Genomic DNA, 24,669 nt, shown 5'->3' on the forward strand with positions numbered 1-24,669 from the left:
CGGTCGGTGAGACCGAAGAAAAGTAGACTGAAGCGGACATGATCAGACCCGACCTCTCCCTCCCCATTCCCGACACGATCACCGCCGCGCACTTCATCGGCATCGGCGGTTCCGGCATGAGCGGTCTCGCGAAGATGTTCCTCGACGCTGGTATCCGGGTCTCCGGCAGCGACCGTGCCGACAGCGACAACCTGCGGGCACTGGCCGCCGCGGGAGCGACTGTTCACGTCGGTCACGACGCCGCCCATCTCGGCGACGCCGACACGGTCGTGCACACGGGCGCGATCTGGCCCGAGAATCCCGAGTTCGTGACGGCGAAGGCCCGCGGACTCCACGTGATCCATCGTTCGCAGGCACTGCACTGGCTGGTCGGCTCCCGTCGCCTCGTGTCGGTCGCAGGTGCGCACGGAAAGACGACGTCGACGGGCATGATCGTCACGGCGCTGCGTGAGCTCGGCGCCGACCCGCACTTCGTCAACGGCGGTGTGATCGAGCAGCTCGGTGCGTCGAGCGCGACGGGTTCCGGCGACCTCTTCGTCATCGAGGCCGACGAATCCGATGGCACGTTCCTGCTGTACGACACCGCGGTCGCGCTGATCACCAACGTGGATCCCGACCACCTGGATCACTACGGTTCGGACGAGGCGTTCCACCAGGCGTTCGTGCAGTTCGCTGACGCCGCCACCGAGGCTGTCGTGATCTCCAGCGACGACGCCGGGGCGCTGCGGGTCGGCGCCGGGATCTCGCATCCGAACATCCTCACCTTCGGTCAGGCCGAGGGTGCGAATGTGCGGGTCACCGACATCGTCGCCGCAGGTCCCGTCGCTGCGACGCTGACGCATGGCGAGGAGCAGGCGCGCATGCAGCTCGCCGTTCCCGGTGTGCACAACGCCATCAACGCGGCGGGAGCGGTCACGGTTCTGCGCGCGCTCGGCTACCCGCTCGCCGACGCCGTTCGCGCCGTCGAGGGGTTCGCGGGCACCGTTCGTCGCCTGGAGCAGCACGGCGTCGAGCGCGGCGTCACGGTGTACGACGACTACTCGCACCACCCCACCGAGGTCCGCGCGGCTCTCGAGGCGATGCGCAGCATCGCCGGGGAGGGGCGGATCATCGCGATCCAGCAGCCCCACACGTACTCCCGCACGCAGCACATGTACCAGGAGTTCGCCGACGTGCTCGAGGAGTTCGCCGATCACACGGTGATGCTCGACGTGTACGGAGCCAGGGAAGACCCTGTGCCCGGAGTCACCGGTGAGCTGGTGAGCGGAGCCTTCCGCGACCCGGCGCACGTGCACTACGTCGCGGACTGGCAGCAGGCGGCCGACTACACGGCGACGGTCGCACGAGACGGCGACTTCGTCGTCACGCTCGGCTGCGGAAACGTCTACCAGATCATCCCGCAGGTCCTGGATTCGCTGCGTCGGACCGACGAGGCGTAGTCGATGCGTCGGCCCGCACCGCTTCCGACCACCCCGGGGCGCCCGGGGGAGGAGGCCACCGCGCCGGCGGCGACGTCTCGCCGACGACGTCGCGACGCCGGAGTGGAGGAAGAGCTCGCCTCGATCGACGCGATGACTCCCGGCGACAGCGCGGACGACGACTCGGGCGATGACCCGCAGCCGACATCGACGCGAGATGTCTGGCGTGCGGCGCGTGCGCGACGCAAGGCCCTTCGCGCCGAGATCCGACGCTTCACCCAGCGATCCCGACGGCGCAGGATCATCTGGTTGAGCAGCATCGGCGCCGCGCTCCTGCTCGTCGGAGGCAGCGTCGCGGCGGCCTACAGTCCGCTCTTCGCCGTGCAGAAGATCACCGTCGACGGTGCCACCAGCCTCGACCCCGCAGCGATCGAGGCCGCCCTCGGCGACCAGCTCGGAACCCCCCTCGCGCTCGTCGATTCGAGCAAGGTGAAAGCGGCGCTGCTCGCCTTCCCGCTCATCGAGACGTATGCCCTCGAAGCGCGCCCGCCGCACGACCTCACGGTGCGCATCGTGGAACGCACCCCGGTGGGCGTCATCCGTTCCGAGGCCGGCTACACGCTGGTGGACGCCGCCGGTGTCGCCCTCTCCACCACCTCGGATCAGCCGGCGGGGCAGCCGGTGATCGACGTGGCGGGTGGTGTCGATTCCGCGGCGTTCCGCAGCGCCGGTCTCGTCGTTCGCTCTCTGCCTTCCGACGTGCGCGCCGCCTTGACCGGCATCAGGGCCACGACGGCCGATGACGTGACCCTGACCCTCAGCAGCGGGCTGACGGTCGTCTGGGGAAGCGCCGATAAGTCCGCACTGAAGGCCATCGTCCTCTCGAAGACCATGGCGGCGAAGCCGGATGCCGCCTCGATCGATGTCACTTCTCCCGAGGTCGCGGTCGCGGGCTGATCGCTTTCGCGGGGCAATGGCGCGACACGCCCGTGTCTTCGCGCGCACGCGGCCGGGCGGCGCTTACCTTCGATCAAAGAGAACGCAATACCGGGAAATACTTTACACCTCTACTTGAGGTTTAAGGTTCACCCACTTCCAGGCTCGAATAATCGGAGGCCGGCCATGAGCCAGAACCAGAACTACCTCGCCGTGATCAAGGTCGTCGGCGTCGGCGGTGGCGGCGTCAACGCCGTCAACCGCATGATCGATCTCGGCCTCCGCGGAGTCGAGTTCATCGCCGTGAACACCGACGCCCAGGCGCTGCTGATGAGCGACGCCGACGTCAAGCTCGACGTGGGTCGCGAACTCACCCGCGGCCTCGGTGCCGGTGCCGACCCCGAGGTGGGTCGTCGTGCCGCCGAGGACCACGCCGAGGAGATCGAGCAGGCGCTGACCGGTGCCGACATGGTCTTCGTCACGGCCGGCGAGGGCGGTGGCACCGGAACCGGTGGCGCGCCCGTCGTGGCTCGCATCGCGAAGTCCATCGGTGCCCTCACCATCGGTGTCGTGACCAAGCCGTTCTCGTTCGAGGGTCGTCGTCGCCAGAGCCAGGCCGAGGCCGGCGTGTCCAAGCTCAAGGAAGAGGTCGACACCCTCATCGTGGTGCCGAACGATCGTCTCCTCGAGATCAGCGACCGCGGCATCTCGATGATCGAGGCCTTCGCCACCGCCGACCAGGTTCTCCTCGCCGGTGTGCAGGGAATCACCGACCTCATCACGACCCCGGGTCTCATCAACCTCGACTTCGCCGACGTGAAGTCGGTCATGCAGGGCGCGGGATCCGCGCTCATGGGCATCGGATCGGCGCGCGGCGCCGACCGTGCGATCAAGGCCGCCGAGCTGGCCGTGGAGTCTCCGCTCCTGGAAGCGAGTATCGAGGGCGCGCACGGCGTGCTCCTCTCGATCCAGGGTGGCTCGAACCTCGGCATCTTCGAGATCCACGATGCGGCCGACCTCGTCAAGGAAGCCGCTCACCCGGAGGCGAACATCATCTTCGGTACCGTCATCGACGACACGCTCGGCGACGAGGTGCGGGTGACGGTCATCGCGGCAGGCTTCGACGGCGGCGAGCCCTCTCTGCGTCTGGACCCGATGGTCGTGTCTCGGCCGGCCGCGACGACGCTTCCCGAGGTCGCGCTCACCGAAGAGACCGAGAGCAAGACCGAGACGGTCAAGCCCGAGCCCGTGCAGCAGCGTGTGCCGGCGACCAGCATCGAGCCGGCCTTCGCGGATGACGACATCGACATCCCCGAATTCCTGAAGTGACCCCGCCGGTCGACGCCTCGGGGTCGTCCCTCGTGGCGGCGCGGCTGTCGGCGATCGACGAGAAGATCGCCGTGGCCGCGCACGCTGCAGGGCGCAGCGCCGAGGAGATCACCCGCATCGTGGTGACGAAGTTCCACCCGGCATCCCTGGTGCGCGACCTGTACGAGCTCGGTGTGCACGACGTCGGCGAGAACCGCCAGCAGGAGCTGTCGGCCAAGCAGGGCGAACTCGCGGCTCTGGATCTGCGCTGGCATTTCATCGGGCAGGGGCAGACGAACAAGGCTGCCGCGATCCGCAGGAGTGCGGGCGTCGTGCATTCGGTCGATCGCGATCGATTCGCCGATGCCCTCCACCGGGCGGCGGACGGCGACGATCGGCTCGACGTGCTCGTGCAGATCAACCTCACCGATGATCCCGGTCGCGGGGGAGCGACGCCCGCTCAGGCGGTCGCACTCGCCGAGCACGTCCTGGCGTTGCCGTCGTTGCGTCTGCGCGGCGTCATGGCCGTGGCGCCCCTCGACGAGGAGCCCGCATCGGCCTTCGCCCGTCTGCGCGATGTCGCCGACGGCGTCCGCGCAGTGGAACCTTCCGCTTCCTGGATCTCTGCCGGGATGACCGGAGACTTCGTCGAGGCGATCGCCGCCGGCGCGACACACCTGCGGATCGGCTCCGCAATCACCGGCCCCCGACCAGACCGGGGTTAACCTGTGAAAAGACCAGCCCGACACGTTCGAACCGGAGGACACGATGGGTAACCCGCTGAAGAAGACCATGGTGTATCTCGGCCTCGCCGATGAAGAAGAGGTCTACGAGGAGGAGACGCAGGCTCCCGCCCGCGCTCACCGCGAACGTGACCGTGACCGCGAGGAGCCGGCACCGGCCCCCGTCACGCCGCTTCGTCGCCCCGTCGCCGTCCGCCAGCCGTCTGCAGGAGCCGTGAACGAGATTCTCACCGTCCACCCGAAGCAGTACCGCGACGCCCAGCTGATCGCGGAGAGCTTCCGCGAGGGCGTCCCGGTCATCATCAACCTCTCCCAGATGAGTGACGCCGACGCGCGTCGCCTCATCGATTTCGCGAGCGGGCTCTCTCTCGGTCTCTACGGCCGTATCGAGCGCGTGACCTCGAAGGTGTTCCTGCTGTCGCCGGAGAACATCGCCGTCTCGGGTCACGGGGGCATCGCACACGCAGACGCCGAGTCTGCGGGCTTCGACCAGTCGTAGCCCGTGCAGCTGGTCTCCGTTCTCGCGAGCATCGTCCATCTGGTGCTCCTCCTGTACGTCTTCGTGCTTTTCGCGCGCCTGATCCTGGACTACATCCCGATGTTCAATCGGGAGTGGCGTCCCAAGGGTTTCGGATTGGTGGCTGCCGAGGCGGTCTACACGCTCACCGATCCGCCCATCCGGTTCTTCCGGCGGATCATCCCGCCGCTGCGGATCGGTTCGCTCTCTCTTGATTTCGGGTTCACGCTCACCCTTCTGATCGTTCTGATTCTGATGAACGTCGTCGGGCTGTTCATCCGCTGAAATCCAGGCGTGTCTCCCGATCGGACCTCGACCACTTCGCCCACTCTGGGTGTCGTGACATCGCGGCGCCAATGCGCGGGGGCTATGCTGGCACCCAGGTGCGCGCCCCGGGTTCGCGCCACATCACGACCACGCCATACATCGATACTGGCAATCGAACTCATCGAAAGAGGAGCCACCCATGGCACTTACCCCGGATGACGTCGTCACCAAGCAGTTCCAGCACGTCCGCTTCAAGGACGGCTTCGACCCGGACGAGGTCGACGACTTCCTCGACGAGATCGTCATCGAGTGGCGCAAGGCCCTCGAGGAGAACGTCGAGCTGAAGGCCAAGCTGGCCGCATACGAGTCCGGTGCTGCTCCTGAAGCCGCCGCTCCCGCTGCCGCCGAGGCTCCGGCCGCCGCCGCCCCTGTCGCCGAGGTTCCTGCTGAGCCCGCTCCGACCGGCTCCGCCACCGCGACCGCCGGCATCATCGAACTCGCACAGCGTCTGCACGACGAGCACGTCGCCGAGGGTGAGGCGAAGCGCAACGCGCTCATCGCCGAGGCCGAGACCGAGGTCGCCCGCATCCGCACCGAGGCCGAGGCCAAGCAGCGCGAGGAGTCGGCCCGACTCGAGCGCGAGCGCAACACGCTCGAGGCTCGTATCACCGAACTCCGCAACTTCGAGCGCGACTACCGCTCGCAGCTGCGCGGCTACATCGAGGGTCAGCTCCGCGAGCTCGACGAGAAGTCGACCTCCACGGACTCGACGCCCGTTTCCGCGATCGGTCTGTAAGGCGCCCTCTTGTCAGGACGCCGTCCCCTTCGTCGGTCGGCGGCCGGTGCGGTCGTTGCGATTCTCGCAGCGCTCGTACTGGCCGCCGATCAGTTTGTGAAGCACCTCACGATCGAGAGCCTTCCATATCAGGAGCCGGTTCCGGTCCTGGGGGAGTTCCTTCAGCTGTACTACGTCCGCAATCCCGGAGCGGCGTTCTCCCTCGGGTCCGAGGTCACCTGGATCTTCACGATCGCCCTCGCCGTCGTGACCTGCGTGATCGTCTGGAAGGCGTTCGGACTCAAGTCGCGGCTGTGGGCGGTCGTCCTCGGCTGTCTTCTGGGCGGGGTGCTCGGCAATCTGAGCGACCGTCTCCTCCGTGAGCCCGGCTTCCCGGTGGGGCATGTGGTCGACATGATCTCGATGCCGTGGATGATGCCGGCGATCTTCAATGTCGCCGACATCTTCATCGTCACGGGCATGATCTCCGTGGCTTTGCTGGTCGTCTTCGGCCTCCGTTTCGACGGCACGCGGGAGCGCGATCACGAGATCGTCGAGACCGAGGCAGAAGCCGAGGCGGCTGCCGCGGCCGCTGTCACGGGAACCGAGACCGACGACGAGATGGTCGACGCAGGCGATTCCGTGCCGCTGCGTGCGTCCGATGACGATGCGCCTTCGGAGGGTGCGACTCCCGCACCCGAAGGGCGCTGACCGTGGAGTCGCGGTCGCTTCCCGTCCCCGACGGTTTGGACGGTGCGCGCGTCGACGCGGCGCTGGCGAAGCTGATGGGTTTCTCCCGCACCTTCGCCGCTGACGTCGCCGCGGCCGGCGGAGTCAGACTCGACGGCGTGACGCTCGACAAGTCGGACCGTCTACGCGGTGGCGGCTGGCTCGACATCGAGTGGCAGCCGAAGGAGGCGCCGAAGATCGTTCCCATCGCGGTGCCCGAACTCGGCATCGTCTACGACGACGACGACATCATCGTGGTCGACAAGCCGACGGGCGTCGCCGCCCATCCGTCAGTCGGATGGGAAGGTCCCACGGTCGTCGGCGCTCTGGCCGCCGCAGGCTTCCGCGTCGCGACCAGCGGTGCCCAGGAACGTCAGGGTGTCGTGCACCGACTCGATGTCGGCACCAGCGGTCTGATGGTCGTGGCGAAGTCCGAGCACGCGTACACCGTCTTGAAGCAGTCCTTCAAGGACCGCACCGTCGAGAAGATCTACCACGCGGTCGTCCAGGGGCATCCCGATCCGCTCGCGGGGACGATCGATGCACCCATCGGACGTCACCCGAATCACTCCTGGAAGTTCGCGGTGGTCCCTGAAGGCAAACCCTCGGTCACGCACTACGAGACGCTGGAGGCTTTTCCCGGCGCTTCGCTGCTCGAGATCCACCTCGAGACAGGACGCACCCACCAGATCCGCGTGCACATGGCGGCGCACCGTCACCCCTGCGTCGGCGACCCGCTCTACGGAGCCGACCCGACGATGTCGGCGCGGCTGGGGCTCACCCGTCAATGGCTGCACGCGCACCAGCTCGCCTTCGCCCACCCGACGACGGGGGACTGGGTGCAGTTCGAATCCCCGTACCCCGAGGACTTCCGCCACGCATTGGATGTGCTTCGAGGCGAGTAGACCGCGCTGCGCCGACACGATGTCCGTGATGTGCGCAACACTGGGCGCATGACCATCGAGGTTCGACCGGCGACGGTGTTCGACGACATCGCCACGCTCGTCGGGCCGAAGAACCCGTCATCGAATGTCTGCTTCTGCCTCAGCTATCGCATCGGCAGCAAAGAGAACGTGGCGCTGAAGGGGAGCGCTCGCGCCGACCGCGTGCGCGAGCTGTGCCATCAGGACCCTCCGCCCGGTGTGGTCGCGTATTTCGACGACGAACCGGTCGGGTGGGCCGCCGTGCATCCCCGACGGGAGACGAGCTTCGCTCGAAATCGGCTGATCCCGCAGATCGATGACCTCGATGTGTGGTCGCTGTGGTGCTTCCGCGTGCGTCCGGGGTACCGCAAGCAGGGTATCTCCCACGCATTGATCGACGGCGCCGTCGCGTACGCGTGGGAGCGCGGTGCGTCCGCCATCGAGGGGTATCCGGTCGACAACGGTGGGGAGAAGGTGAACCCGACCATGGCCTACGTAGGTACGCGCGCGCTTTTCGAGAGCGCAGGCTTCGTGAAGGCGGCGGATACGGGGTCGGTCCTCGACGGGTTCCCCCGGGTATTGATGAGGCTCGATCTGGGCGCCTCCACGATGTCGTCGAAGAAAGCGTGAACCGATCGACGGCGCACGGCCAATACATAGCGTGACCACAGACAGCGAGATCATCCAGCGATCTCTCCAGCAGCCGGCGGCGTTCGCCGAGCTCTTCGACAGACATGCGCGCGCGGTCAACGCGTTCGCGACATATCGGATAGGTCGGCATGCGGCCGAGGACGTCTTGAGCGAGACGTTCCTCGTCGCGTTCCGCAGACGCGCCGACTTCGACACGGACGTCGAGTCGGCGGGTCCGTGGCTTCTCGGCATCGCCTCGCGCCTTATCCGCCGGCACCGCGCGGTGGAAGCCAGGCAGTGGAGGTCCTTCGCGGCATCCATCTCTCAGCATGAGCACTCATCGCTCGGAGGTCTGGAGGATGCCTTGACGCGTGTCGATGCCGAGCGCGAGGTCGAGACGCTGAAAGCGCGTATCGCGGCCCTCGCGCCGAAGGACCGCGAGACACTGCTGCTGTACGCCTGGCAGGGGATGAGCTACGACGAGGTCGCGGCGGCACTCGGGGTTCCCGTCGGAACCGTGCGATCGCGCCTTAACCGGGTTCGCAGACGATTGGACTCCGCCCGGAGGATTCAGGCATTCGAGCAGCTGCAGCAGAAGGGAGAGACCCTTGGACGTATTTGAGAAGGTTCAGCAGACCAGGCCCGCGATCGAGGGCGAGGAGGAGAATCTCGCCGCGGCGCGTGCGCTCCTCCTGATGGAGATCCAGAGACAACGCGAGCCCGCGTCCTCGCGGGCGGCGCGGCGGCCGTGGTTCATCGCCGCCGGTGCCCTCGGCGCAGCGGCTGCGGTCACCGCGGGAGTGCTCGTGGTGAGCAGCATCACGGCTCCGGCGCCGACAGTGGAGGCCGTGCCGACGCGCGTGCCGGGGCCGGTGCTCGTGCCGAGCCCGGTTCCGTCGCCTGCCCCCACACCGATGACGGGGCCTGAGGTCCTGCTCGGGGCGGCGAATGCGGCTGCCGGCTTCACTCCTCCTGTGCTCGCTCCTGGACAGTATCTGCGACGAGCGTGGACGACCTCTACGTTGGGCCTGTTCGACCCTGAACTCGGCGTGCCAGGAATGCCCGGCTACGGTGCCTCGCGTGCGACAGCGTCGAGTGGATGGGTGATCAGTCGCAGTGGCGCCGACTATGCCCCTGCCGACCTTCGCTCCCAGTGGTACCAGGAGTGGGGATCTCCGGTTGCGGGCGGCGTCTACGGAGACCAGGCGCAGGGGCGTGCAGGGCAGGATGCGGGGATGCAGGCATACGGGCCGGCGGTCACGCTGTTCCCGTCGGATGCTCCATATCTTCCCGAGAGCGGCGCCGAAGACGTTCTGTGGTTCTTCGAATCGCTGCCGCGGGATCCGGCCGCCATGGTCGTGTGGATTGACGACTACCTGGGCCCCGATACGCAGGATTGGGCTGAGGGGAAGGTCGGGTGGCTGCTCATCGGTCTGCTGTCGCAGAACGTCGGTGACCCGGAGATGCGTGCTGCGATGTATCGCGCGCTGAGCACGCTCCCGGGATCGACGGTGGGGGTGGAGCATGACGGACGACGCACCGTCACCTTCGACTCGCATCTCGCCTTCTCCGAGGTCGGGGAGAGGTCGCTACGGCGGTCCACGATGACGATCGACATGGCGACAGGGCTCGTGACGGAAACCACGGACACCAGCGAAGTGGGCGAGGGGACGATCCCGAGCGATGTTCCCGACTCCCGGATGACCTTCGAGATGAGCGTGGTCGACAGTCTGCCGTGACGGTTTTCGAACTCTCCTCGCCCTCCGGGGCAATACATAGTGTGAGCACAGACAGCGAGATCATTCAGCGGTCGCTCGGTCAACCCCGCGCCTTCGCCGAGCTGTTCGATCGGCACGCCAGGACGGTGGGCGGCTATGCCGCTCGCCGTCTTGGTCCCGACGCGGGCGAGGACATCCTCAGTGAGACGTTCCTGGTCGCATTCGCACGACGCAAGTCGTTCGACACCGCGTGGGAGTCGGCGCTTCCGTGGCTGTACGGGATCGCGTCCCGTCTGATCAAGAAGCACCGGACCCGAGAGGCCAAGCATCTGCGATCGAGCGCGGCGGCAGCCGCGAGAGAAGAGCACATCTCGCACGGGGACCTCGACGTGACGGTCGCCCGCCTCGACGCCGAGATCTCCACCCGCGAACTGGCTCCGATGATCGCGTCGCTCTCTGCCAAAGATCGCGAGACCATGCTGCTGTATGCCTGGGGGGATCTCACCTATGAAGAGATCGCCATCGCTCTCGGGGTCCCGGTGGGGACCGTCCGATCGCGCATCAACCGAGTGCGGACGCGATTGAATCCGAGTCGTGGGAGCGGTCAGGAACGACTCGCGAACGAGAAGGAAGGAGAAGCCGATGGACGTCTTCGAGCGCGTGCGTGAGGTCAACCGGGGGGCTGGCCTGACGGAGGAGCGGATCACCGGGGCTCGTGCCAGGCTCCTGGTGGGTATCGACGCGTCCCGGAAGGCTGGCGGTTCCGCTCCGACGGCGCTGGCGAATGAGGGCTCGAGCGTGGCGTCAGAACTCGCGCATCGTGTCCGACGGCGGGCTTGGGCCGGCCTCGGTATCGGGGGTCTCGTGGCCGTAGCGGCTGCGTTCGCGATCGTGGCCGGTTCGGTTCTCGCGCCGACGGTCACGCCCGATGCTGCGGCGGCCGAGGTGCTGGAGCGCGCCTCCGCGGTGACTTTCGACGCGCAGGACACGACTCTCGTTCCGGGTGAGTATCTGCGGATCGAGACCGTCGGTGAGCACCTGCAGTTCTGGAAGGCCGAGTGGGCAGATGACGACGACGAGAACACGCTCTCGTTCAACGCCTCTCGAGAGGGGAGCGACGCCGCCGTTCTGGTGCGCGATACTCGGGTGCTGTACATCCCGGCGGACCGGGAAGGCGACTGGTTCTACGACTGGGGTCACTCCGAGGTCGTCGAGTCCTTCGGGGAACGGGGACCGGAGGCGGCGCGAGATTGGTCCGCCTGGCCCGGTTCCCAGGTGATCGAACATGGCACGATCGAGACACTCCCGGCCGGAGAGTACCTCGCCATCGGGGGAGACGAACCTCAGATGCCGTACCTGGCGGACCGCTACCGCCCCTTCTACGCGGAAATGCCCCGCGAGCCACAGGAATTGCTCGACTGGCTCCGCGGGCAGTCGGGGATGACGGGCGAAGACGCGGACCGCTGGCTCGTTGCGAGTCTGTCCGACCCGTCGGCGATCAATCTGATGCCGGCGGACCTGCGTTCGGCGTTCTTCCTCGCGATCGCCCTGATCCCGGGATTCGAAGTGGTGGCAGAGGAGGGTTCGACGGCGACGCTGCGGTACGTCGTTCCCGGTCACCGGACCACGACTATCGCGATCGACACCGTCCAGGGGTTGGTCTCCTCGATCTCGGAGAACTACGGAACCGGGGGGCCAGCGGGGGACACTCTCGACTCCACCACCACTGTGCGCACGACTGTCGTGGACTCCGCTCCGCAGGAACGCTGACGCGGCAGGACAGCCCCGCCACCGACCTCCGGTGTCGGGGCCCCGCCGTAGAATCGAAGGCATGGCATCCGACTCTTTCGTCCACCTGCACGTGCACAGCGAGTACTCGATGCTCGACGGTGCGGCGAAGATCAATGCGATGACCCAGGCGGCCGCCGACTACAAGATGCCGGCCATCGCGGTGACCGATCACGGCAACACCTTCGCGGCTTTCGAGTTCTACAACGCGGCGCGCAACGCGGGCATCAAGCCGATCATCGGGCTTGAGGCATACATGACCCCCGGCACGCACCGCAGCGACAAGACGCGTGTGCAGTGGGGCTCGCCCGACCAGAAGAGCGACGACGTCTCGGGCTCCGGCGCCTACACCCACATGACCATGTGGAGCCAGAGCACCGAGGGCATGCACAACCTCTTCCGCATCAGTTCCCGGTCGAGTATGGAGGGCTACTACTTCAAGCCCCGCATGGACCGCGAGCTGCTCCAGACCTATGGCAAGGGGATCATCGCGACGACGGGGTGCCCGTCGGGTGAGGTGCAGACGAGGCTCCGGCTGGGCCAGTACGACGCGGCGCGGGCGGCGGCGGCGGAGTTCCAGGACATCTTCGGCAAGGAGAACTACTTCGCCGAGATCATGGACCACGGGCTGTCGATCGAGCGGCGCGTGATGACCGATCTGCTGCGGCTCTCGAAAGACCTCAACATCCCGTTGGTCGCCACCAACGACTCGCACTACACGCATCAGCACGAGGCCGACGCGCACGAGGCACTCCTGTGCGTGCAGTCGGGCTCGACGATGGACGACCCGAACCGGTTCAAGTTCGACGGCGACGGGTACTACATCAAGACCGCGGCCGAGATGCGCCAGCTGTTCCGCGACCACCCCGAGGCCTGCGACAACACGCTGCTGATCGCCGAGCGCTGCGAGGTCGAGTTCAACACGTCGGCCAATTACATGCCGCGCTTCCCGGTTCCCGACGGCGAGACCGAGGACAGCTGGCTCATCAAGGAGGTCGAGGCGGGCCTGCACTACCGGTATCCCGGCGGCATCCCCGACAAGGTGCGCAAGCAGGCCGAGTACGAGACCGGCATCATCCTGCAGATGGGCTTCCCCGGGTACTTCCTCGTCGTCGCCGACTTCATCAACTGGGCGAAGGACAACGGCATCCGCGTGGGACCGGGTCGTGGCTCCGGTGCCGGCTCGATGGTCGCTTACGCGATGAAGATCACCGACCTCGACCCGCTCGAGCACGGACTCATCTTCGAGCGCTTCCTCAACCCCGACCGTGTCTCCATGCCCGACTTCGACGTCGACTTCGATGACCGGCGCCGCGGCGAGGTCATCGACTACGTCACGGAGAAGTACGGATCCGAGCGCGTCGCGCAGATCGTCACGTACGGAACGATCAAGTCAAAGCAGGCGTTGAAGGATGCCGGTCGTGTGCTCGGCTTCCCGTTCAGCATGGGGGAGCGGCTCACGAAGGCGATGCCGCCGCCCGTGATGGGCAAGGACATGCCCCTCGACGGCATGTTCGACTCGGCGCACCCCCGGTACAAGGAGGCGAGCGAGTTCCGCACGCTGATCGACACTGATCCCGAGGCGAAGACGGTCTTCGACCGCGCACTGGGGCTCGAGGGTCTGAAGCGCCAGTGGGGCGTGCATGCCGCTGGCGTGATCATGTCGTCGGATCCGCTGCTCGACATCATCCCGATCATGCGACGCGAGCAGGACGGGCAGATCGTCACGCAGTTCGACTACCCGTCGTGCGAATCTCTCGGCCTGATCAAGATGGACTTCCTGGGGCTCCGCAACCTCACGATCATCTCGGATGCCCTCGACAACATCCGCACGAACCGTGGCGAAGAGCTCGATCTCGAACACCTCGGCCTCGACGACCCCGGCGTGTATCAGCTGCTCGCCCGTGGTGACACCCTGGGCGTCTTCCAGCTCGACAGCCCGCCACTGCGTTCGCTCATGCGCCTGATGAAGCCCGACAACTTCGGTGACATCTCGGCACTCATCGCCCTGTATCGACCAGGCCCCATGGGTGCTAACTCGCACACGAACTACGCGCTGCGAAAGAACGGCGTGCAGGAGATCACCCCGATCCACCCCGAGCTGGAAGCGCCGCTCGCCGAGATCCTGGAGGAGTCCTACGGGCTCATCATCTACCAGGAGCAGGTCATGGCGATCGCCCAGGCGGTCGCCGGGTTCAGCCTCGGACAGGCAGACATCCTGCGCCGCGCGATGGGCAAGAAGAAGAAGTCCGAGCTCGATAAGCAGTACGAGGGCTTCGCGGGCGGCATGACCGAGCGAGGCTTCGGTGAGGCGGCCATCAAGGCGCTGTGGGACATCCTGCTGCCGTTCTCGGACTACGCCTTCAACAAAGCGCACTCCGCCGCATACGGCCTCGTGTCGTATTGGACGGCCTACCTCAAGGCGCACTATCCCGCCGAGTACATGGCAGCGCTGCTCACCAGCGTCGGCGACTCCAAGGACAAGATGGCGCTGTACCTGAACGAGTGCCGCCGCATGGGCATCAAGGTGCTCCCGCCGGATGTGTCGGACTCGATCAACTTCTTCGCCGCCGTCGGCGACGACATCCGCTTCGGCCTGGGTGCCGTGCGCAACGTCGGCAGCAACGTCGTCGAAGGCATCGTGCAGGCCCGCAAGGATGAGCGCTTCACGTCGTTCCATCACTTCCTCGACAAAGTGCCGCTGCACGTGTCGAACAAGCGCACCATCGAATCGCTGATCAAGGCCGGCGCCTTCGATTCGATGGGCGACTCTCGTCGCGCGCTCATGGAGGTGCACGAAGATGCGGTGGAGGCCGCAGTCGACCGCAAGCGCAACGAAGCACAGGGCGCGATCGGATTCGACTTCGACAGTCTCTATGACGGCATGGACGAGGCGGCCCCGGCGAAGGTCCCCGCGCGTCCCGAGTGGGTCAAGAAGGACAAACTCGCCTTCGAGCGCGAGATGCTCGGCCTCTATGTGTCGGACCACCCTCTGGCGGGGCTCGAGGTCCCGCTCGCGAAGCACGCATCGATCTCGATCCATGACCTCAACAACTCCGAAGACCTGCAGGATGGCGACCAGGTGACGGTGGCAGGCCTCGTGACCAGCGTGCAGCATCGTGTCGCCAAGGCGAGTGGAAACCCCTACGGCATGATCACCGTCGAGGACTTCAACGGCGAGGTCACCGTGATGTTCATGGGGAAGACCTACACCGAGTTCCAGCACACGCTGCAGCAGGACGCGATCCTCGCTGTCCGCGGGCGGGTGTCCCGGCGCGACGACGGGCTCAACCTCCATGCGCAGTCCGCATTCGCACCCGATGTGGGCTCCTTCGATGCTGCCGGCCCTCTGGCATTGGTCCTGGCCGAGCAGCGAGCAACCGAGCGCGTGATGATGGAGCTCGCGGAAGTGCTGCGACGACACAACGGCGACACCGAGGTACTGCTTCGCGTGCACCGTGGCGGCACGGCGAAGGTCTTCGAAGTGCCCATGCCGGTCAAGGTGTCCGCGGATCTGTTCGGTGACCTCAAGTCACTGCTCGGACCCACCTGCCTCGGGTGAGCGGGGTAGGATCGTGAGCCGTCGGCAGCACGACGAATCACCCCGTCGAGCCCTGTGACGAAAGGACCACGCATGAGCACGGATCTCCCCGAAGCAGAACCCGAGGACGAGGTTTTCGGCGACGATGACGGTGTCCTGTACGACGAAGAGGTCACCCCTGAGTTCGGCATCCTCGGATTCACTCTGCGGGAGCTTCTCATCGTCGGCGTCTGGCTGCTGTCCTTCGTGTTCTCGTTCTTCCCGCTGATCGGCGACCTCTCGCTGTGGAGCGTCGGCATCCAATGGGTGCTCCCGGTCGCCCTCCCGACGGTCGCCGTCTTCCTGCTGGTGCTGCGCCGATTCTCGCCTGAGGGCATCCGCCGGGTCGGTTCGCTCGGCATCGATCAGTTCGCCTCGGTCGCCTTCTCCGTGTCGGCGACGGTCTGGGCCGGCAGCCTCTGGCTGGCGATCTCCGCTGTGGTGTCCACCGGGAGCTGGAGCCTCCCGTGGAACGGGGTGGCCATGGTCATCACCTCCCTGGCTCTCGTCGTCCTCACGGTCTTCGCCCCGATCATCCCGGGATTGAAGGAAGACTTCCACGGTCGCCTGGTGACTCTCGCCCACCGCAATGCGAATCCGGTGCGCCCCGTCATCGCGAGACCGCGTCCCGAACCCGTGCCGGTCCCGGAAGCCTCCGAAGAATCCGTCGACACATCCGCCTCGGCGGCATCCTCCGCCGCGCCCGAGGTACACGCCGAGAGCCCGACAGACGTCATCGCGGACGGCTCCGCGTCCCCTCTCGTCGTCGCGCTCGACGACGAGGCATCGGGCCAGCAGGCGACCGACGAGATCGCCCGATTCGACCTGGCTGCACAGGTGCCGCTGACGGCGCACGCCTCGGGCGGCGGCATCGGCACCGAGCAGGCGAGCACCGACGAGGAGTATGTGCCGGCCTATTCGCGCCGTTCCCGTGGACAGGAGCCGGAGATCGTCTCGGACACCGGAAGCATCGAGTCCCTGCTGGAGACGGCCGCGACCTACGAGACGGGCGCGATCGAGGAAGAGCCTGCGCCGCTGCTGCTCGAGGGCGTGACCGATGCCGATCTCGAGGCCACGAACCCGCGCGAGACCGCCGCCGTGGCACAGCCGTTCTGGATCCTCGCGCCCTCTGAGCGCGACGTCCACGACGAGCGGGGCGAACCGCTTTTCCGTATCGGTCCGAACGCCTGGGCTCTCGTGATCGAGGACCGTGGGGGTGCGTTCGTCGTCCGACATGACGACGGACGGATCGGCTACCTCCACGACATCTCCGACATCACGAAGGGCTGAAATGCGCACCATCGATCTGCGAGGGCGCGAGCTCTCGCCCGCCGGCATGCTCGCCGCAGTACCCCGGGCGACCCAGGCACGTGCCGAAGCACTCGACACCGCCGCACGCATCGTCGAGGACGTGCGTGACCGCGGCGAGGCCGCTCTTCGCGAGCAGGCCGAGCGTTTCGACGCGGTCACGGACCACGCCGTGCGCGTGCCCGCCGAGCACACCACCACGGCTCTCGCGGAACTCGCTCCCGAGGTGCGCAGTGCGCTCGAGGAGGCCATCCGCCGAGTCCGTCTCGCCTCCGCCGCGCAGGTCCCCGCCACACAGGTCACCAGGATCGGCGAGGGAGCTGTCATCACGCAGCGCTGGCAACCGGTCCACCGCGTGGGCGTGTACATTCCCGGCGGCAAGGCCGTCTACCCGTCGAGCGTGATCATGAACGTCGTCCCCGCGCAGGTCGCCGGCGTCCAGGAGATCGCCCTGGCTTCGCCGCCGCAGGCAGATCAGGGTGGAAGAATCCACCCGACCATCCTCGCGGCAGCAGCGCTGCTGGGTGTGACCGAGGTGTACGCGATGGGCGGCGCCGGCGCGATCGGCGCCCTGGCGTACGGCGTGCCGTCGCTCGACCTCGATCCGGTCGATGTCGTGTCCGGGCCGGGCAACAACTATGTCGCGTCGGCCAAACGTGCCGTCGCCGGCGTCGTCGGCACGGACTCGGAAGCCGGGGCGACGGAGATCCTCGTGGTCGCCGATGCACACGCGGATCCGCGTCTCATCGCCGCCGACCTCGTGAGCCAGGCCGAGCACGATGAGCAGGCGTCCGCCGTGCTTGTCACCGACGCGGCCGAGCTCGCAGAACAGGTCGCCGTCGAGGTGCAGCGGATCGCCGCGATCACCCGGCACAGCGAACGCGTCGCCGCCGCGCTGTCGGGGCCTCAGTCCGCCATCGTCCTCGTCGACGACAGGGCCATGGCCACGGCGTTCAGCAACGCCTATTCGCCGGAGCACCTCGAACTGCACCTCGTGGATGCCGAAGAGGCGGCCGCCGACTTCACCAGCGCCGGAGCCGTCTTCGTCGGCGACCAGACGCCGGTGAGCCTCGGTGACTACATGGCTGGCAGCAATCACGTGCTCCCGACCGGGGGACAGGCTCGCTATGCACCCGGGCTCGGCTCGTACACCTTCCTTCGACCGCAGCAGGTGATCTCCTACGACAGGGCTGCGCTGGCGGCCGTGCGCGCCGGGGTCGTCGCCCTCGCCGACACCGAGGTGCTTCCCGCGCACGGTGAAGCGATCGAGGCCCGTTTCACCGCGTAGGATCGGTCAGATGCACTGCCCCTTCTGTCGACACCCCGACTCCCGCGTCATCGATTCACGCACGAGCGACGACGGGCTCTCGATCAGGCGTCGTCGACAGTGCCCGGAGTGCGGCGGCCGTTTCACGACGACCGAGACCGCGAGTCTCAACGTGATCAAGCGTTCCGGCGTGATGGAGCCGTTCAGTCGGGAGAAGGTCATCACGGGTGTGCGGAAGGCCTGCCAAGGGCGCCCGGTGACGGAGGGCGACCTCGCGGTGCTCGCACAGCGCGTGGAGGAGGCCGTCCGACAGACAGGGGTGTCGCAGCTCGACACCAACGAGATCGGTCTCGCCATCCTCGGTCCGCTGCGCGACCTCGACGAGGTCGCGTTCCTGCGCTTCGCCAGCGTCTACCAGGCCTTCGATTCGCTCGAGGATTTCGAGGCCGCGATCACAGATCTGCGCGCCGACCACACGAAGCGGGAGTCCGAGGAGCGGTAATCTGGCAGGGATGTATCCGCTGCTCTTCCGCGCTGTCCTCTCGCGCTTCGATCCCGAGTTCGCCCACCACGCCGGTATGGCGGTGATCCGCGTGCTCGGTGTGCCTCCGTTCTCGTGGGCCACGCGCGCGATCACCCGCCCTGACCCGTCGCTGCGCGTCGAGGCGCTCGGTCTCACCTTCCCCTCGCCGTTCGGCGTCGCCGCGGGCTTCGACAAGAACGCGGTCGGCGTGCGAGGACTCGCAGCTCTCGGCTTCGGACATGTGGAAGTCGGCACCGTGACCGCGATCGCGCAGGAGGGGAACCCGAAGCCGCGGCTGTTCCGTCTCATCGCGGATCGCGCCGTGATCAATCGGATGGGCTTCAACAACGCCGGAGCGGATGCGGCGGCGCGCAGGCTCGCCCGCCTGCGGCGCGGCGCGCCTGACACGATCATCGGGGTCAACATCGGCAAGAGCCGCGTGGTCGAGGTCGAGGATGCGACGGCGGACTACGTGGCCTCGGCGACACGGCTCGCTCCGCTCGCCGACTACCTGGCCGTCAACGTGTCGTCGCCGAACACTCCGGGACTGCGAGGACTGCAAGCGGTGGAGACGCTGGCTCCGCTGCTGCGCGCCGTTCGAGAGGCTTCCGGCGCGACCCCGCTGCTCGTCAAGATCGCACCGGATCTTCCCGACGAGGAGATCACGGCGATCGCCCAGATGGCCGTCGCCGAGGGACTCGCGGGAATCATCGCGCACAACACCACCATCAGCCGAGACGGTCTGCTCACGGATCCCGCGACGGTCGAGGCTGCAGGCGCGGGAGGACTGTCCGGTGCACCGCTGAAGAAGCGCTCGCTCGAAGTCCTTCGCGTCGTGCGCGAAGCCGTTCCCGCCGACTTCTGCGTGATCGCCGTCGGGGGAGTGGAGACGCCATCCGACGTGCAGGAGCGCCTTGCGGCCGGTGCGACCCTCGTGCAGGGCTACACCGCTTTCCTGTACCGCGGCCCGTTCTGGGGCCGGGAGATCAACAGGGGACTGATCAGTCGGGGTACTGGCCGCGCTTGACCTGCGGCTTCGGCAGACGCATGAATCGCATCTGCAGGGCGCGCATCGCGGCGTACCAGCCCAGACCGCGCTCGAGACGCTCCTTGCCGAACTTCGCCGCGGCCTTGCGCTTGACGCGCATGCCGAGCAGGATCATGCCGCCGATCGCGATGACGAGGTAACCCATCATCACGATGTACGCGTAGAACGAGATGACCGTGTTCGCCGGCACCAGCGAGGCGAGGATGACCAGGACCATCACTCCCATCACGAACTCGGCCGGGTGCCAGCCCGCATCCACGTAGTCGCGGACCCAGCGGCGCTGCGGGCCCTTGTCGCGGACCGGGAGGTACTTCTCCTCGCCGGCGGCCATGCCGGCCTGCGCTCGTGCGCGACGCTCGTTGAGCTCCGCCTTCGCGGCCGCCTTCGCCTCCTTGGTGTTGGCGACCAGGGGGCGGCGACGAGCTGCCTCCTGCTCCGCACGGGTCGGCGTCGCGCGCCCCTTGCCGACGGCAGTCGTCTCGGGGGTGTCGTCGTTCGTGGAAGGGGAGGTAGGGGTAGTGGACACGGAGTTCCTCGGTTCGCCGGCGGGGGATCACCTTAAGATTACTCGCATGACCTCTCCTGTTCCTCCCCGTGAGTCCGATGCCGCCGTCCTCGAGGCGGTGGCGACCGGGATCCCGTCAGCGCTGTCGGACCTCGGCCACCTCGTGCGCATTCCGGGGATGGCCTGGCCCGCGTTCGATCAGACCCAGCTGGAGCGCAGCGCGGAAGCCGTGGCCGCGCTGGCGTCGGGCACCGGAGTCTTCGACGAGGTGCGCGTCCTCCGCGCCGCGATTCCCGGCACCGACGAGCAGGGGCAGCCGGCCGTCCTCGCCACCCGCGCGGCCCGCAACGGCAAGCCCACGATCCTTCTGTACGCGCACCACGACGTGCAGCCTCCGGGAGACGATGCCCTCTGGGAGACCCCGCCGTTCGAGCCGACGGTGCGCGACGGGCGTCTCTACGGGCGCGGTGCGGCCGACGACAAGGCCGGCATCATGTCGCATATCGCCTCGATCCGCGCGGTGAGCGAGGTGCTCGGCGATGACCTCGACCTCGGCATCGCGATGTTCATCGAAGGGGAGGAGGAGTACGGGTCCCGTTCGTTCGCCCAGTTCCTCTCCGACAACAAGGATGCTCTCCGCGCCGACGCCATCGTCGTGGCCGACTCGGGCAACTGGGACTCCGTGACTCCCGGTCTCACCGTCTCCCTCCGCGGCAACGCCCGGTTCACGATGCGCGTGCGCACCCTGGACCACGCCTCGCACTCCGGAATGTTCGGCGGCGCCGTGCCCGACGCGATGATGGCGACCGTCACGCTGCTGTCCACGCTGTGGAACGCCGACGGCTCGGTGGCGGTCGAGGGGATGACCGAGCGCGACGCCCCCACTCCCGACTACACCGAGGCGACGCTGCGGGACGAGGCGGGACTCCTTCCCGGCACCACTCCCATCGGGGACGGCGGCATCCTCAGCCGGATCTGGAACAAGCCGTCGGTCACGGTGATCGGGATCGACGCCACCAGCGTGGCGGCAGCCTCCAACACGCTGCTCCCCGAAGTCACCGTCGTGATCAGCGCTCGCGTGGCTCCTGGCCAGAGCGGCCAGGACGCGTACGAGGCCTTGGAGCGCCACCTCCGCGCGCACGCACCTTTCGGTGCCGAGCTCACGTTCTCGGATGTCGATCTCGGCGACGGTTTCCTCGTGGACACCAGCGGCTGGACGGTCGCGCTGACCCGGGACGCGATGCGCGACGGGTACGGGGTGCCTCCGGTGGACCTGGGCGTGGGTGGATCGATCCCGTTCATCGCCGACCTGGTGCGGGAATTCCCCGCTGCACAGATCCTCGTCACTGGTGTCGAGGACCCGCATTCGCGCGCGCACAGCCCGAACGAGTCGCTGCACCTCGACACCTTCCGCCACGCGGTCGCGACCGAGGCGCTGCTGCTCGCTCGCATGAATGACGCAGAACTCTGAGCCTCCCCGCATCTGCGGCGGTAGAATCGTCCGAGAAGCCGTGCACCTGCGGCCCGTCACAAGGAGCGACATGAGCGACACCACACTCTCCCCAGAGACCACCCGCGCACACGGCGTCACCCTGACCGACGCTGCCGCCACGAAGGTGAAGAACCTCCTCGAGCAGGAAGGCCGCGATGACCTGCGTCTGCGCGTCGCGGTGCAGCCGGGCGGGTGTTCGGGGCTGATCTACCAGCTCTACTTCGACGAGCGCTACCTCGAGGGCGACGAGACCGTCGACTTCGACGGCGTCGAGGTCATCATCGACAACATGAGCGTCCCGTACCTCGACGGAGCGGCGATCGACTTCAAGGACACCATCTCCGAGCAGGGGTTCACGATCGACAACCCCAACGCAGCGGGCAGCTGCGCCTGTGGTGACAGCTTCCACTGACCCTCGCTTCGCCGACTCGGCCGTCGTCACCACTGGTGACGGCGGCCGTTCTGGTTCCGGAACCTGCGTGGATGGCATGAATCAGGTGTGAGGTTGCCCTAGACTTGGGTGTGCTCTGTTCGCGATCTGAAAGGTGCATCGTGCCCTCGAAACGCAGCCTTCGTTGGGCCGCCCTCCCTGTGGGAGTTGCGGCAGCCTTGGCCCTGGCGGGATGCTCTCCCACCGAGCTGAACGGCTTTCTTCCGGGCTTCGTGGAGGGTGGCCCCGCAGCCACCAACCAGACCGAGCGCGTCTCCTCGCTCTGGGTGAACTCCTGGATCGTGCTTCTCGCCGTCGGCATCATCACCTGGGGCCTGATGGCCTGGGCTGCGATCGCCTACCGCCGCCGCAAGGGTCAGACCGGTCTTCCGGTGCAGATGCGCTACAACATGCCGATCGAGATCTTCTACACGATCGTGCCGCTCATCCTCGTGCTGGGAATGTTCTTCTTCACCGCTCGTGACCAGACCGAGATCGAAGCCAAGTGGGACCAGCCCGACGTCGAGGTCACCGCGATCGCGAAGCAGTGGGCGTGGGACTTCCAGTACGACGGCGACGAGAAGGACAACTCCGACGCCGTGTGGACCATGGGCATCCAGGCCCAGCCCGACAAGGACGGCAACATCGACCAGGCGCAGCTGCCGACGCTGGTGCTGCCCGTCGACAAGAAGGTGACGATCAACCTTCAGTCCCGTGACGTCATCCACTCCTTCTGGATCATCGACTTCCTCTACAAGAAGGACATGTTCATCGGGAAGGACAACTCCTGGTCGTTCATCCCGACGCGAGAGGGCGAGTACGCCGGTAAGTGCGCCGAGCTCTGCGGCGAGTACCACTCGATGATGCTCTTCAACGTGAAGGTCGTCTCGCAGAGCGAGTACGACTCCTACCTCGCGTCGCTCGAGGAGCAGGGCAACACCGGTGACATCACCGGCGCCTACGACCGTCTCTCGAACCTCCCGGGGACGACCCCGAAGACCGACACCGAGGAAGGAGGGGAGTAAGCCATGTCGACCACAGAAGCTCCCCGTACCGACGAGTCTCCCCGCTCGCGTCCTAACACCCTGCCTGCACGCCAGGCTGCTCTGATGAGCTCCTCGCGTGTGGAGCAGAAGGGCAACATCGTCGTCAAGTGGATCACCTCCACGGACCACAAGACCATCGGGTACATGTACCTGATCGCCTCGGTGATGTTCTTCCTGCTCGGCGGCGTGATGGCACTCGTCATCCGTGCCGAACTGTTCGCGCCGGGCATGCAGATCATCCCGACGAAGGAGCAGTACAACCAGCTGTTCACGATGCACGGCACGATCATGCTGCTGATGTTCGCGACGCCGCTGTTCGCCGGCTTCGCCAACGCCATCCTGCCGCTGCAGATCGGTGCTCCCGACGTCGCCTTCCCGCGTCTGAACGCCTTCGCGTTCTGGCTCTTCCTCTTCGGCTCCACCATCGCGGTCGCCGGCTTCCTCACCCCGCAGGGCGCGGCCTCCTTCGGATGGTTCGCCTATCAGCCTCTGGCAGGAGCATCCTTCTCGCCGGGGGCGGGTGGAAACCTGTGGATGGTCGGCCTCGGCATCTCCGGTTTCGGAACGATCCTCGGTGCCGTGAACTTCATCACGACGATCATCACGATGCGTGCGCCCGGCATGACGATGTGGCGCATGCCGATCTTCTCGTGGAACACGCTGATCACGAGCCTGCTCATCCTGATGGCGTTCCCCGTTCTCGCAGCCGCGATCTTCGCTGCAGCGGCAGACCGCATCCTTGGCGCTCACATCTACGACCCGGCCAACGGTGGTGTCCTGCTCTGGCAGCACCTGTTCTGGTTCTTCGGTCACCCTGAGGTGTACATCATCGCGCTGCCGTTCTTCGGCATCGTCTCCGAGATCTTCCCGGTCTTCAGCCGCAAGCCGATCTTCGGATACAAGACCCTCGTCTACGCGACGATCGCCATCGCGGCGCTCTCGGTCGCGGTGTGGGCTCACCACATGTACGTGACGGGCTCGGTCCTGCTTCCGTTCTTCGCGCTGATGACCATGCTGATCGCCGTGCCGACGGGTGTGAAGATCTTCAACTGGATCGGCACGCTCTGGCGAGGGTCCGTGACATTCGAGACTCCGATGGTCTTCTCCCTCGGCTTCCTCGTGTCCTTCGTCTTCGGTGGTCTGACCGGCGTCATCCTGGCAGCACCGCCGCTGGACTTCGCCCTCTCCGACTCGTACTTCGTCGTCGCTCACTTCCACTACGTGGTGTTCGGAACCGTGGTGTTCGCCATGTTCGCCGGCTTCTACTTCTGGTGGCCGAAGTGGACCGGACGCATGCTGAACGAGCGCCTCGGCTACGTGCACTTCTGGCTGCTGTTCATCGGCTTCCACATGACCTTCCTCATCCAGCACTGGCTGGGCGTTGACGGCATGGTGCGTCGTTACGCCGACTACTCGGAGGCGGACGGCTGGACCTGGCAGAACCAGGTCTCGACGATCGGTGCGATCATCCTCGGCGCCTCGATGCTGCCCTTCTTCCTGAACGTCTGGATCACGGCGCGCAAGGCTCCGAAGGTCACGGTCAACGACCCGTGGGGCTACGGCGGATCGCTCGAGTGGGCGACCTCCTGCCCGCCGCCGCGACACAACTTCACGTCGATCCCGCGCATCCGCAGCGAGCGTCCTGCGTTCGATCTGAATCACCCCGAAGCCGCCGAGTTCGCTACGACGGCTCCCGGCGAGCGAGAGGCCCACTAAGT

General features: G+C 66.8%; 24 protein-coding genes. 23 read left to right on the forward strand and 1 reads right to left on the reverse strand.

Annotated elements, in window-relative coordinates; all coding sequences use genetic code 11:
• Positions 1-38 precede the first annotated feature (38 nt).
• From murC to ASC55_RS00510, 19 genes are all read left to right on the forward strand, one after another.
• Complete coding sequence (murC, locus tag ASC55_RS00415) at positions 39-1,439, forward strand: UDP-N-acetylmuramate--L-alanine ligase (RefSeq protein WP_055872334.1); 1,401 nt, start codon at positions 39-41, stop codon at positions 1,437-1,439.
• Positions 1,440-1,442: 3 nt separating this feature from the next.
• A complete protein-coding gene (locus ASC55_RS00420; protein ID WP_055872335.1) occupies positions 1,443-2,375 on the forward strand; it encodes an FtsQ-type POTRA domain-containing protein in 933 nt (310 codons plus the stop codon).
• Positions 2,376-2,540: 165 nt separating this feature from the next.
• Positions 2,541-3,683 carry a cell division protein FtsZ gene (gene ftsZ / locus ASC55_RS00425; RefSeq protein WP_017830231.1) on the forward strand — a complete coding sequence of 381 codons (1,143 nt, stop codon included), beginning with the start codon at positions 2,541-2,543 and terminating at the stop codon, positions 3,681-3,683.
• The gene (locus ASC55_RS00430; RefSeq protein WP_055872336.1) at positions 3,680-4,387 is read left to right on the forward strand and encodes a YggS family pyridoxal phosphate-dependent enzyme; all 708 of its coding nucleotides are present in this window, start codon (positions 3,680-3,682) and stop codon (positions 4,385-4,387) included. The genes ftsZ and ASC55_RS00430 overlap by 4 nt, the downstream gene beginning before the upstream one ends.
• Positions 4,388-4,430: 43 nt before the next feature.
• Positions 4,431-4,904: a cell division protein SepF gene (locus ASC55_RS00435; RefSeq protein WP_017830233.1), complete on the forward strand. Its 474-nt coding sequence runs from the start codon at positions 4,431-4,433 to the stop codon at positions 4,902-4,904.
• Between the two features lie 3 nt (positions 4,905-4,907).
• Entirely contained in the window at positions 4,908-5,207 is a 300-nt protein-coding gene (locus ASC55_RS00440) for a YggT family protein (RefSeq protein WP_017830234.1), read from the forward strand.
• A 181-nt stretch (positions 5,208-5,388) separates the two neighbouring features.
• Positions 5,389-5,985, forward strand: coding sequence for a DivIVA domain-containing protein (locus tag ASC55_RS00445; protein WP_055867351.1), 597 nt, complete (start codon positions 5,389-5,391; stop codon positions 5,983-5,985).
• A 9-nt stretch (positions 5,986-5,994) separates the two neighbouring features.
• Positions 5,995-6,675 (forward strand): signal peptidase II, encoded by a 681-nt coding sequence (lspA, locus tag ASC55_RS00450; protein ID WP_268775415.1) that lies wholly within the window; start codon positions 5,995-5,997, stop codon positions 6,673-6,675.
• A gap of 2 nt (positions 6,676-6,677) precedes the next feature.
• Entirely contained in the window at positions 6,678-7,598 is a 921-nt protein-coding gene (locus ASC55_RS00455) for an RluA family pseudouridine synthase (RefSeq protein ID WP_055872338.1), read from the forward strand.
• A 48-nt stretch (positions 7,599-7,646) separates the two neighbouring features.
• Positions 7,647-8,246 carry a GNAT family N-acetyltransferase gene (locus tag ASC55_RS00460; protein WP_055872339.1) on the forward strand — a complete coding sequence of 200 codons (600 nt, stop codon included), beginning with the start codon at positions 7,647-7,649 and terminating at the stop codon, positions 8,244-8,246.
• Between the two features lie 31 nt (positions 8,247-8,277).
• Positions 8,278-8,868: an RNA polymerase sigma factor gene (locus ASC55_RS00465; RefSeq protein ID WP_055867365.1), complete on the forward strand. Its 591-nt coding sequence runs from the start codon at positions 8,278-8,280 to the stop codon at positions 8,866-8,868.
• A complete protein-coding gene (locus tag ASC55_RS17440) occupies positions 8,855-9,985 on the forward strand; it encodes a hypothetical protein (RefSeq protein ID WP_157559395.1) in 1,131 nt (376 codons plus the stop codon). Before ASC55_RS00465 ends, ASC55_RS17440 begins: the two co-directional genes overlap by 14 nt.
• 41 nt (positions 9,986-10,026) lie before the next feature.
• Complete coding sequence (locus tag ASC55_RS00480) at positions 10,027-10,632, forward strand: RNA polymerase sigma factor (protein ID WP_055867377.1); 606 nt, start codon at positions 10,027-10,029, stop codon at positions 10,630-10,632.
• A complete protein-coding gene (locus tag ASC55_RS00485; protein ID WP_055872340.1) occupies positions 10,607-11,734 on the forward strand; it encodes a hypothetical protein in 1,128 nt (375 codons plus the stop codon). Before ASC55_RS00480 ends, ASC55_RS00485 begins: the two co-directional genes overlap by 26 nt.
• 61 nt (positions 11,735-11,795) lie before the next feature.
• Positions 11,796-15,314, forward strand: coding sequence for a DNA polymerase III subunit alpha (gene dnaE / locus ASC55_RS00490; protein WP_055867383.1), 3,519 nt, complete (start codon positions 11,796-11,798; stop codon positions 15,312-15,314).
• A gap of 72 nt (positions 15,315-15,386) precedes the next feature.
• Entirely contained in the window at positions 15,387-16,622 is a 1,236-nt protein-coding gene (locus ASC55_RS00495) for a hypothetical protein (protein WP_055872341.1), read from the forward strand.
• Between the two features lies 1 nt (position 16,623).
• Entirely contained in the window at positions 16,624-17,928 is a 1,305-nt protein-coding gene (gene hisD / locus ASC55_RS00500) for a histidinol dehydrogenase (protein WP_055872342.1), read from the forward strand.
• A 10-nt stretch (positions 17,929-17,938) separates the two neighbouring features.
• A complete protein-coding gene (gene nrdR, locus ASC55_RS00505; protein WP_017830243.1) occupies positions 17,939-18,409 on the forward strand; it encodes a transcriptional regulator NrdR in 471 nt (156 codons plus the stop codon).
• Positions 18,410-18,419: 10 nt separating this feature from the next.
• A complete protein-coding gene (locus tag ASC55_RS00510; RefSeq protein ID WP_055872343.1) occupies positions 18,420-19,457 on the forward strand; it encodes a quinone-dependent dihydroorotate dehydrogenase in 1,038 nt (345 codons plus the stop codon).
• On the opposite strand, the gene ASC55_RS00515 is transcribed toward ASC55_RS00510, so the two are convergent.
• Positions 19,432-20,004 carry a DUF3043 domain-containing protein gene (locus ASC55_RS00515; protein WP_017830245.1) on the reverse strand — a complete coding sequence of 191 codons (573 nt, stop codon included), beginning with the start codon at positions 20,002-20,004 and terminating at the stop codon, positions 19,432-19,434. The genes ASC55_RS00510 and ASC55_RS00515 overlap by 26 nt on opposite strands.
• A 46-nt stretch (positions 20,005-20,050) precedes the next feature.
• On the opposite strand from ASC55_RS00515, the gene ASC55_RS00520 reads away from it, so the two are divergent.
• The 4 genes from ASC55_RS00520 (at position 20,051) to ctaD (ending at position 24,667) form a co-directional block, all read left to right on the forward strand.
• The gene (locus tag ASC55_RS00520) at positions 20,051-21,454 is read left to right on the forward strand and encodes a dipeptidase (RefSeq protein WP_055872344.1); all 1,404 of its coding nucleotides are present in this window, start codon (positions 20,051-20,053) and stop codon (positions 21,452-21,454) included.
• 70 nt (positions 21,455-21,524) lie between these two features.
• Positions 21,525-21,887 carry an iron-sulfur cluster insertion protein ErpA gene (gene erpA / locus ASC55_RS00525; protein ID WP_017830247.1) on the forward strand — a complete coding sequence of 121 codons (363 nt, stop codon included), beginning with the start codon at positions 21,525-21,527 and terminating at the stop codon, positions 21,885-21,887.
• Positions 21,888-22,027: 140 nt separating this feature from the next.
• On the forward strand, positions 22,028-22,930 hold the full coding sequence (gene ctaC / locus ASC55_RS00530) for an aa3-type cytochrome oxidase subunit II (protein ID WP_055867399.1): 903 nt from the start codon (positions 22,028-22,030) through the stop codon (positions 22,928-22,930).
• 3 nt (positions 22,931-22,933) lie between these two features.
• Positions 22,934-24,667 (forward strand): aa3-type cytochrome oxidase subunit I, encoded by a 1,734-nt coding sequence (ctaD, locus tag ASC55_RS00535; protein WP_017830249.1) that lies wholly within the window; start codon positions 22,934-22,936, stop codon positions 24,665-24,667.
• Positions 24,668-24,669: the final 2 nt, after the last annotated feature.

This window comes from Microbacterium sp. Root322, from assembly GCF_001425645.1.
GTDB classification, from domain to species: Bacteria; Actinomycetota; Actinomycetes; order Actinomycetales; family Microbacteriaceae; genus Microbacterium; species Microbacterium maritypicum.

Bases quoted from the DNA above. Each gene is read 5' to 3' on its own strand.
- murC (WP_055872334.1), top strand. From the start codon at position 39: ATGATCAGACCCGACCTCTCCCTCCCCATTCCCGACACGATCACCGCC.
- ASC55_RS00420 (WP_055872335.1), top strand. From the start codon at position 1,443: ATGCGTCGGCCCGCACCGCTTCCGACCACCCCGGGGCGCCCGGGGGAG.
- ftsZ (WP_017830231.1), top strand. From the start codon at position 2,541: ATGAGCCAGAACCAGAACTACCTCGCCGTGATCAAGGTCGTCGGCGTC.
- ASC55_RS00435 (WP_017830233.1), top strand. From the start codon at position 4,431: ATGGGTAACCCGCTGAAGAAGACCATGGTGTATCTCGGCCTCGCCGAT.
- ASC55_RS00445 (WP_055867351.1), top strand. From the start codon at position 5,389: ATGGCACTTACCCCGGATGACGTCGTCACCAAGCAGTTCCAGCACGTC.
- ASC55_RS00460 (WP_055872339.1), top strand. From the start codon at position 7,647: ATGACCATCGAGGTTCGACCGGCGACGGTGTTCGACGACATCGCCACG.
- ASC55_RS00485 (WP_055872340.1), top strand. From the start codon at position 10,607: ATGGACGTCTTCGAGCGCGTGCGTGAGGTCAACCGGGGGGCTGGCCTG.
- dnaE (WP_055867383.1), top strand. From the start codon at position 11,796: ATGGCATCCGACTCTTTCGTCCACCTGCACGTGCACAGCGAGTACTCG.
- ASC55_RS00495 (WP_055872341.1), top strand. From the start codon at position 15,387: ATGAGCACGGATCTCCCCGAAGCAGAACCCGAGGACGAGGTTTTCGGC.
- hisD (WP_055872342.1), top strand. From the start codon at position 16,624: ATGCGCACCATCGATCTGCGAGGGCGCGAGCTCTCGCCCGCCGGCATG.
- nrdR (WP_017830243.1), top strand. From the start codon at position 17,939: ATGCACTGCCCCTTCTGTCGACACCCCGACTCCCGCGTCATCGATTCA.
- ASC55_RS00510 (WP_055872343.1), top strand. From the start codon at position 18,420: ATGTATCCGCTGCTCTTCCGCGCTGTCCTCTCGCGCTTCGATCCCGAG.
- ASC55_RS00520 (WP_055872344.1), top strand. From the start codon at position 20,051: ATGACCTCTCCTGTTCCTCCCCGTGAGTCCGATGCCGCCGTCCTCGAG.
- erpA (WP_017830247.1), top strand. From the start codon at position 21,525: ATGAGCGACACCACACTCTCCCCAGAGACCACCCGCGCACACGGCGTC.
- ctaD (WP_017830249.1), top strand. From the start codon at position 22,934: ATGTCGACCACAGAAGCTCCCCGTACCGACGAGTCTCCCCGCTCGCGT.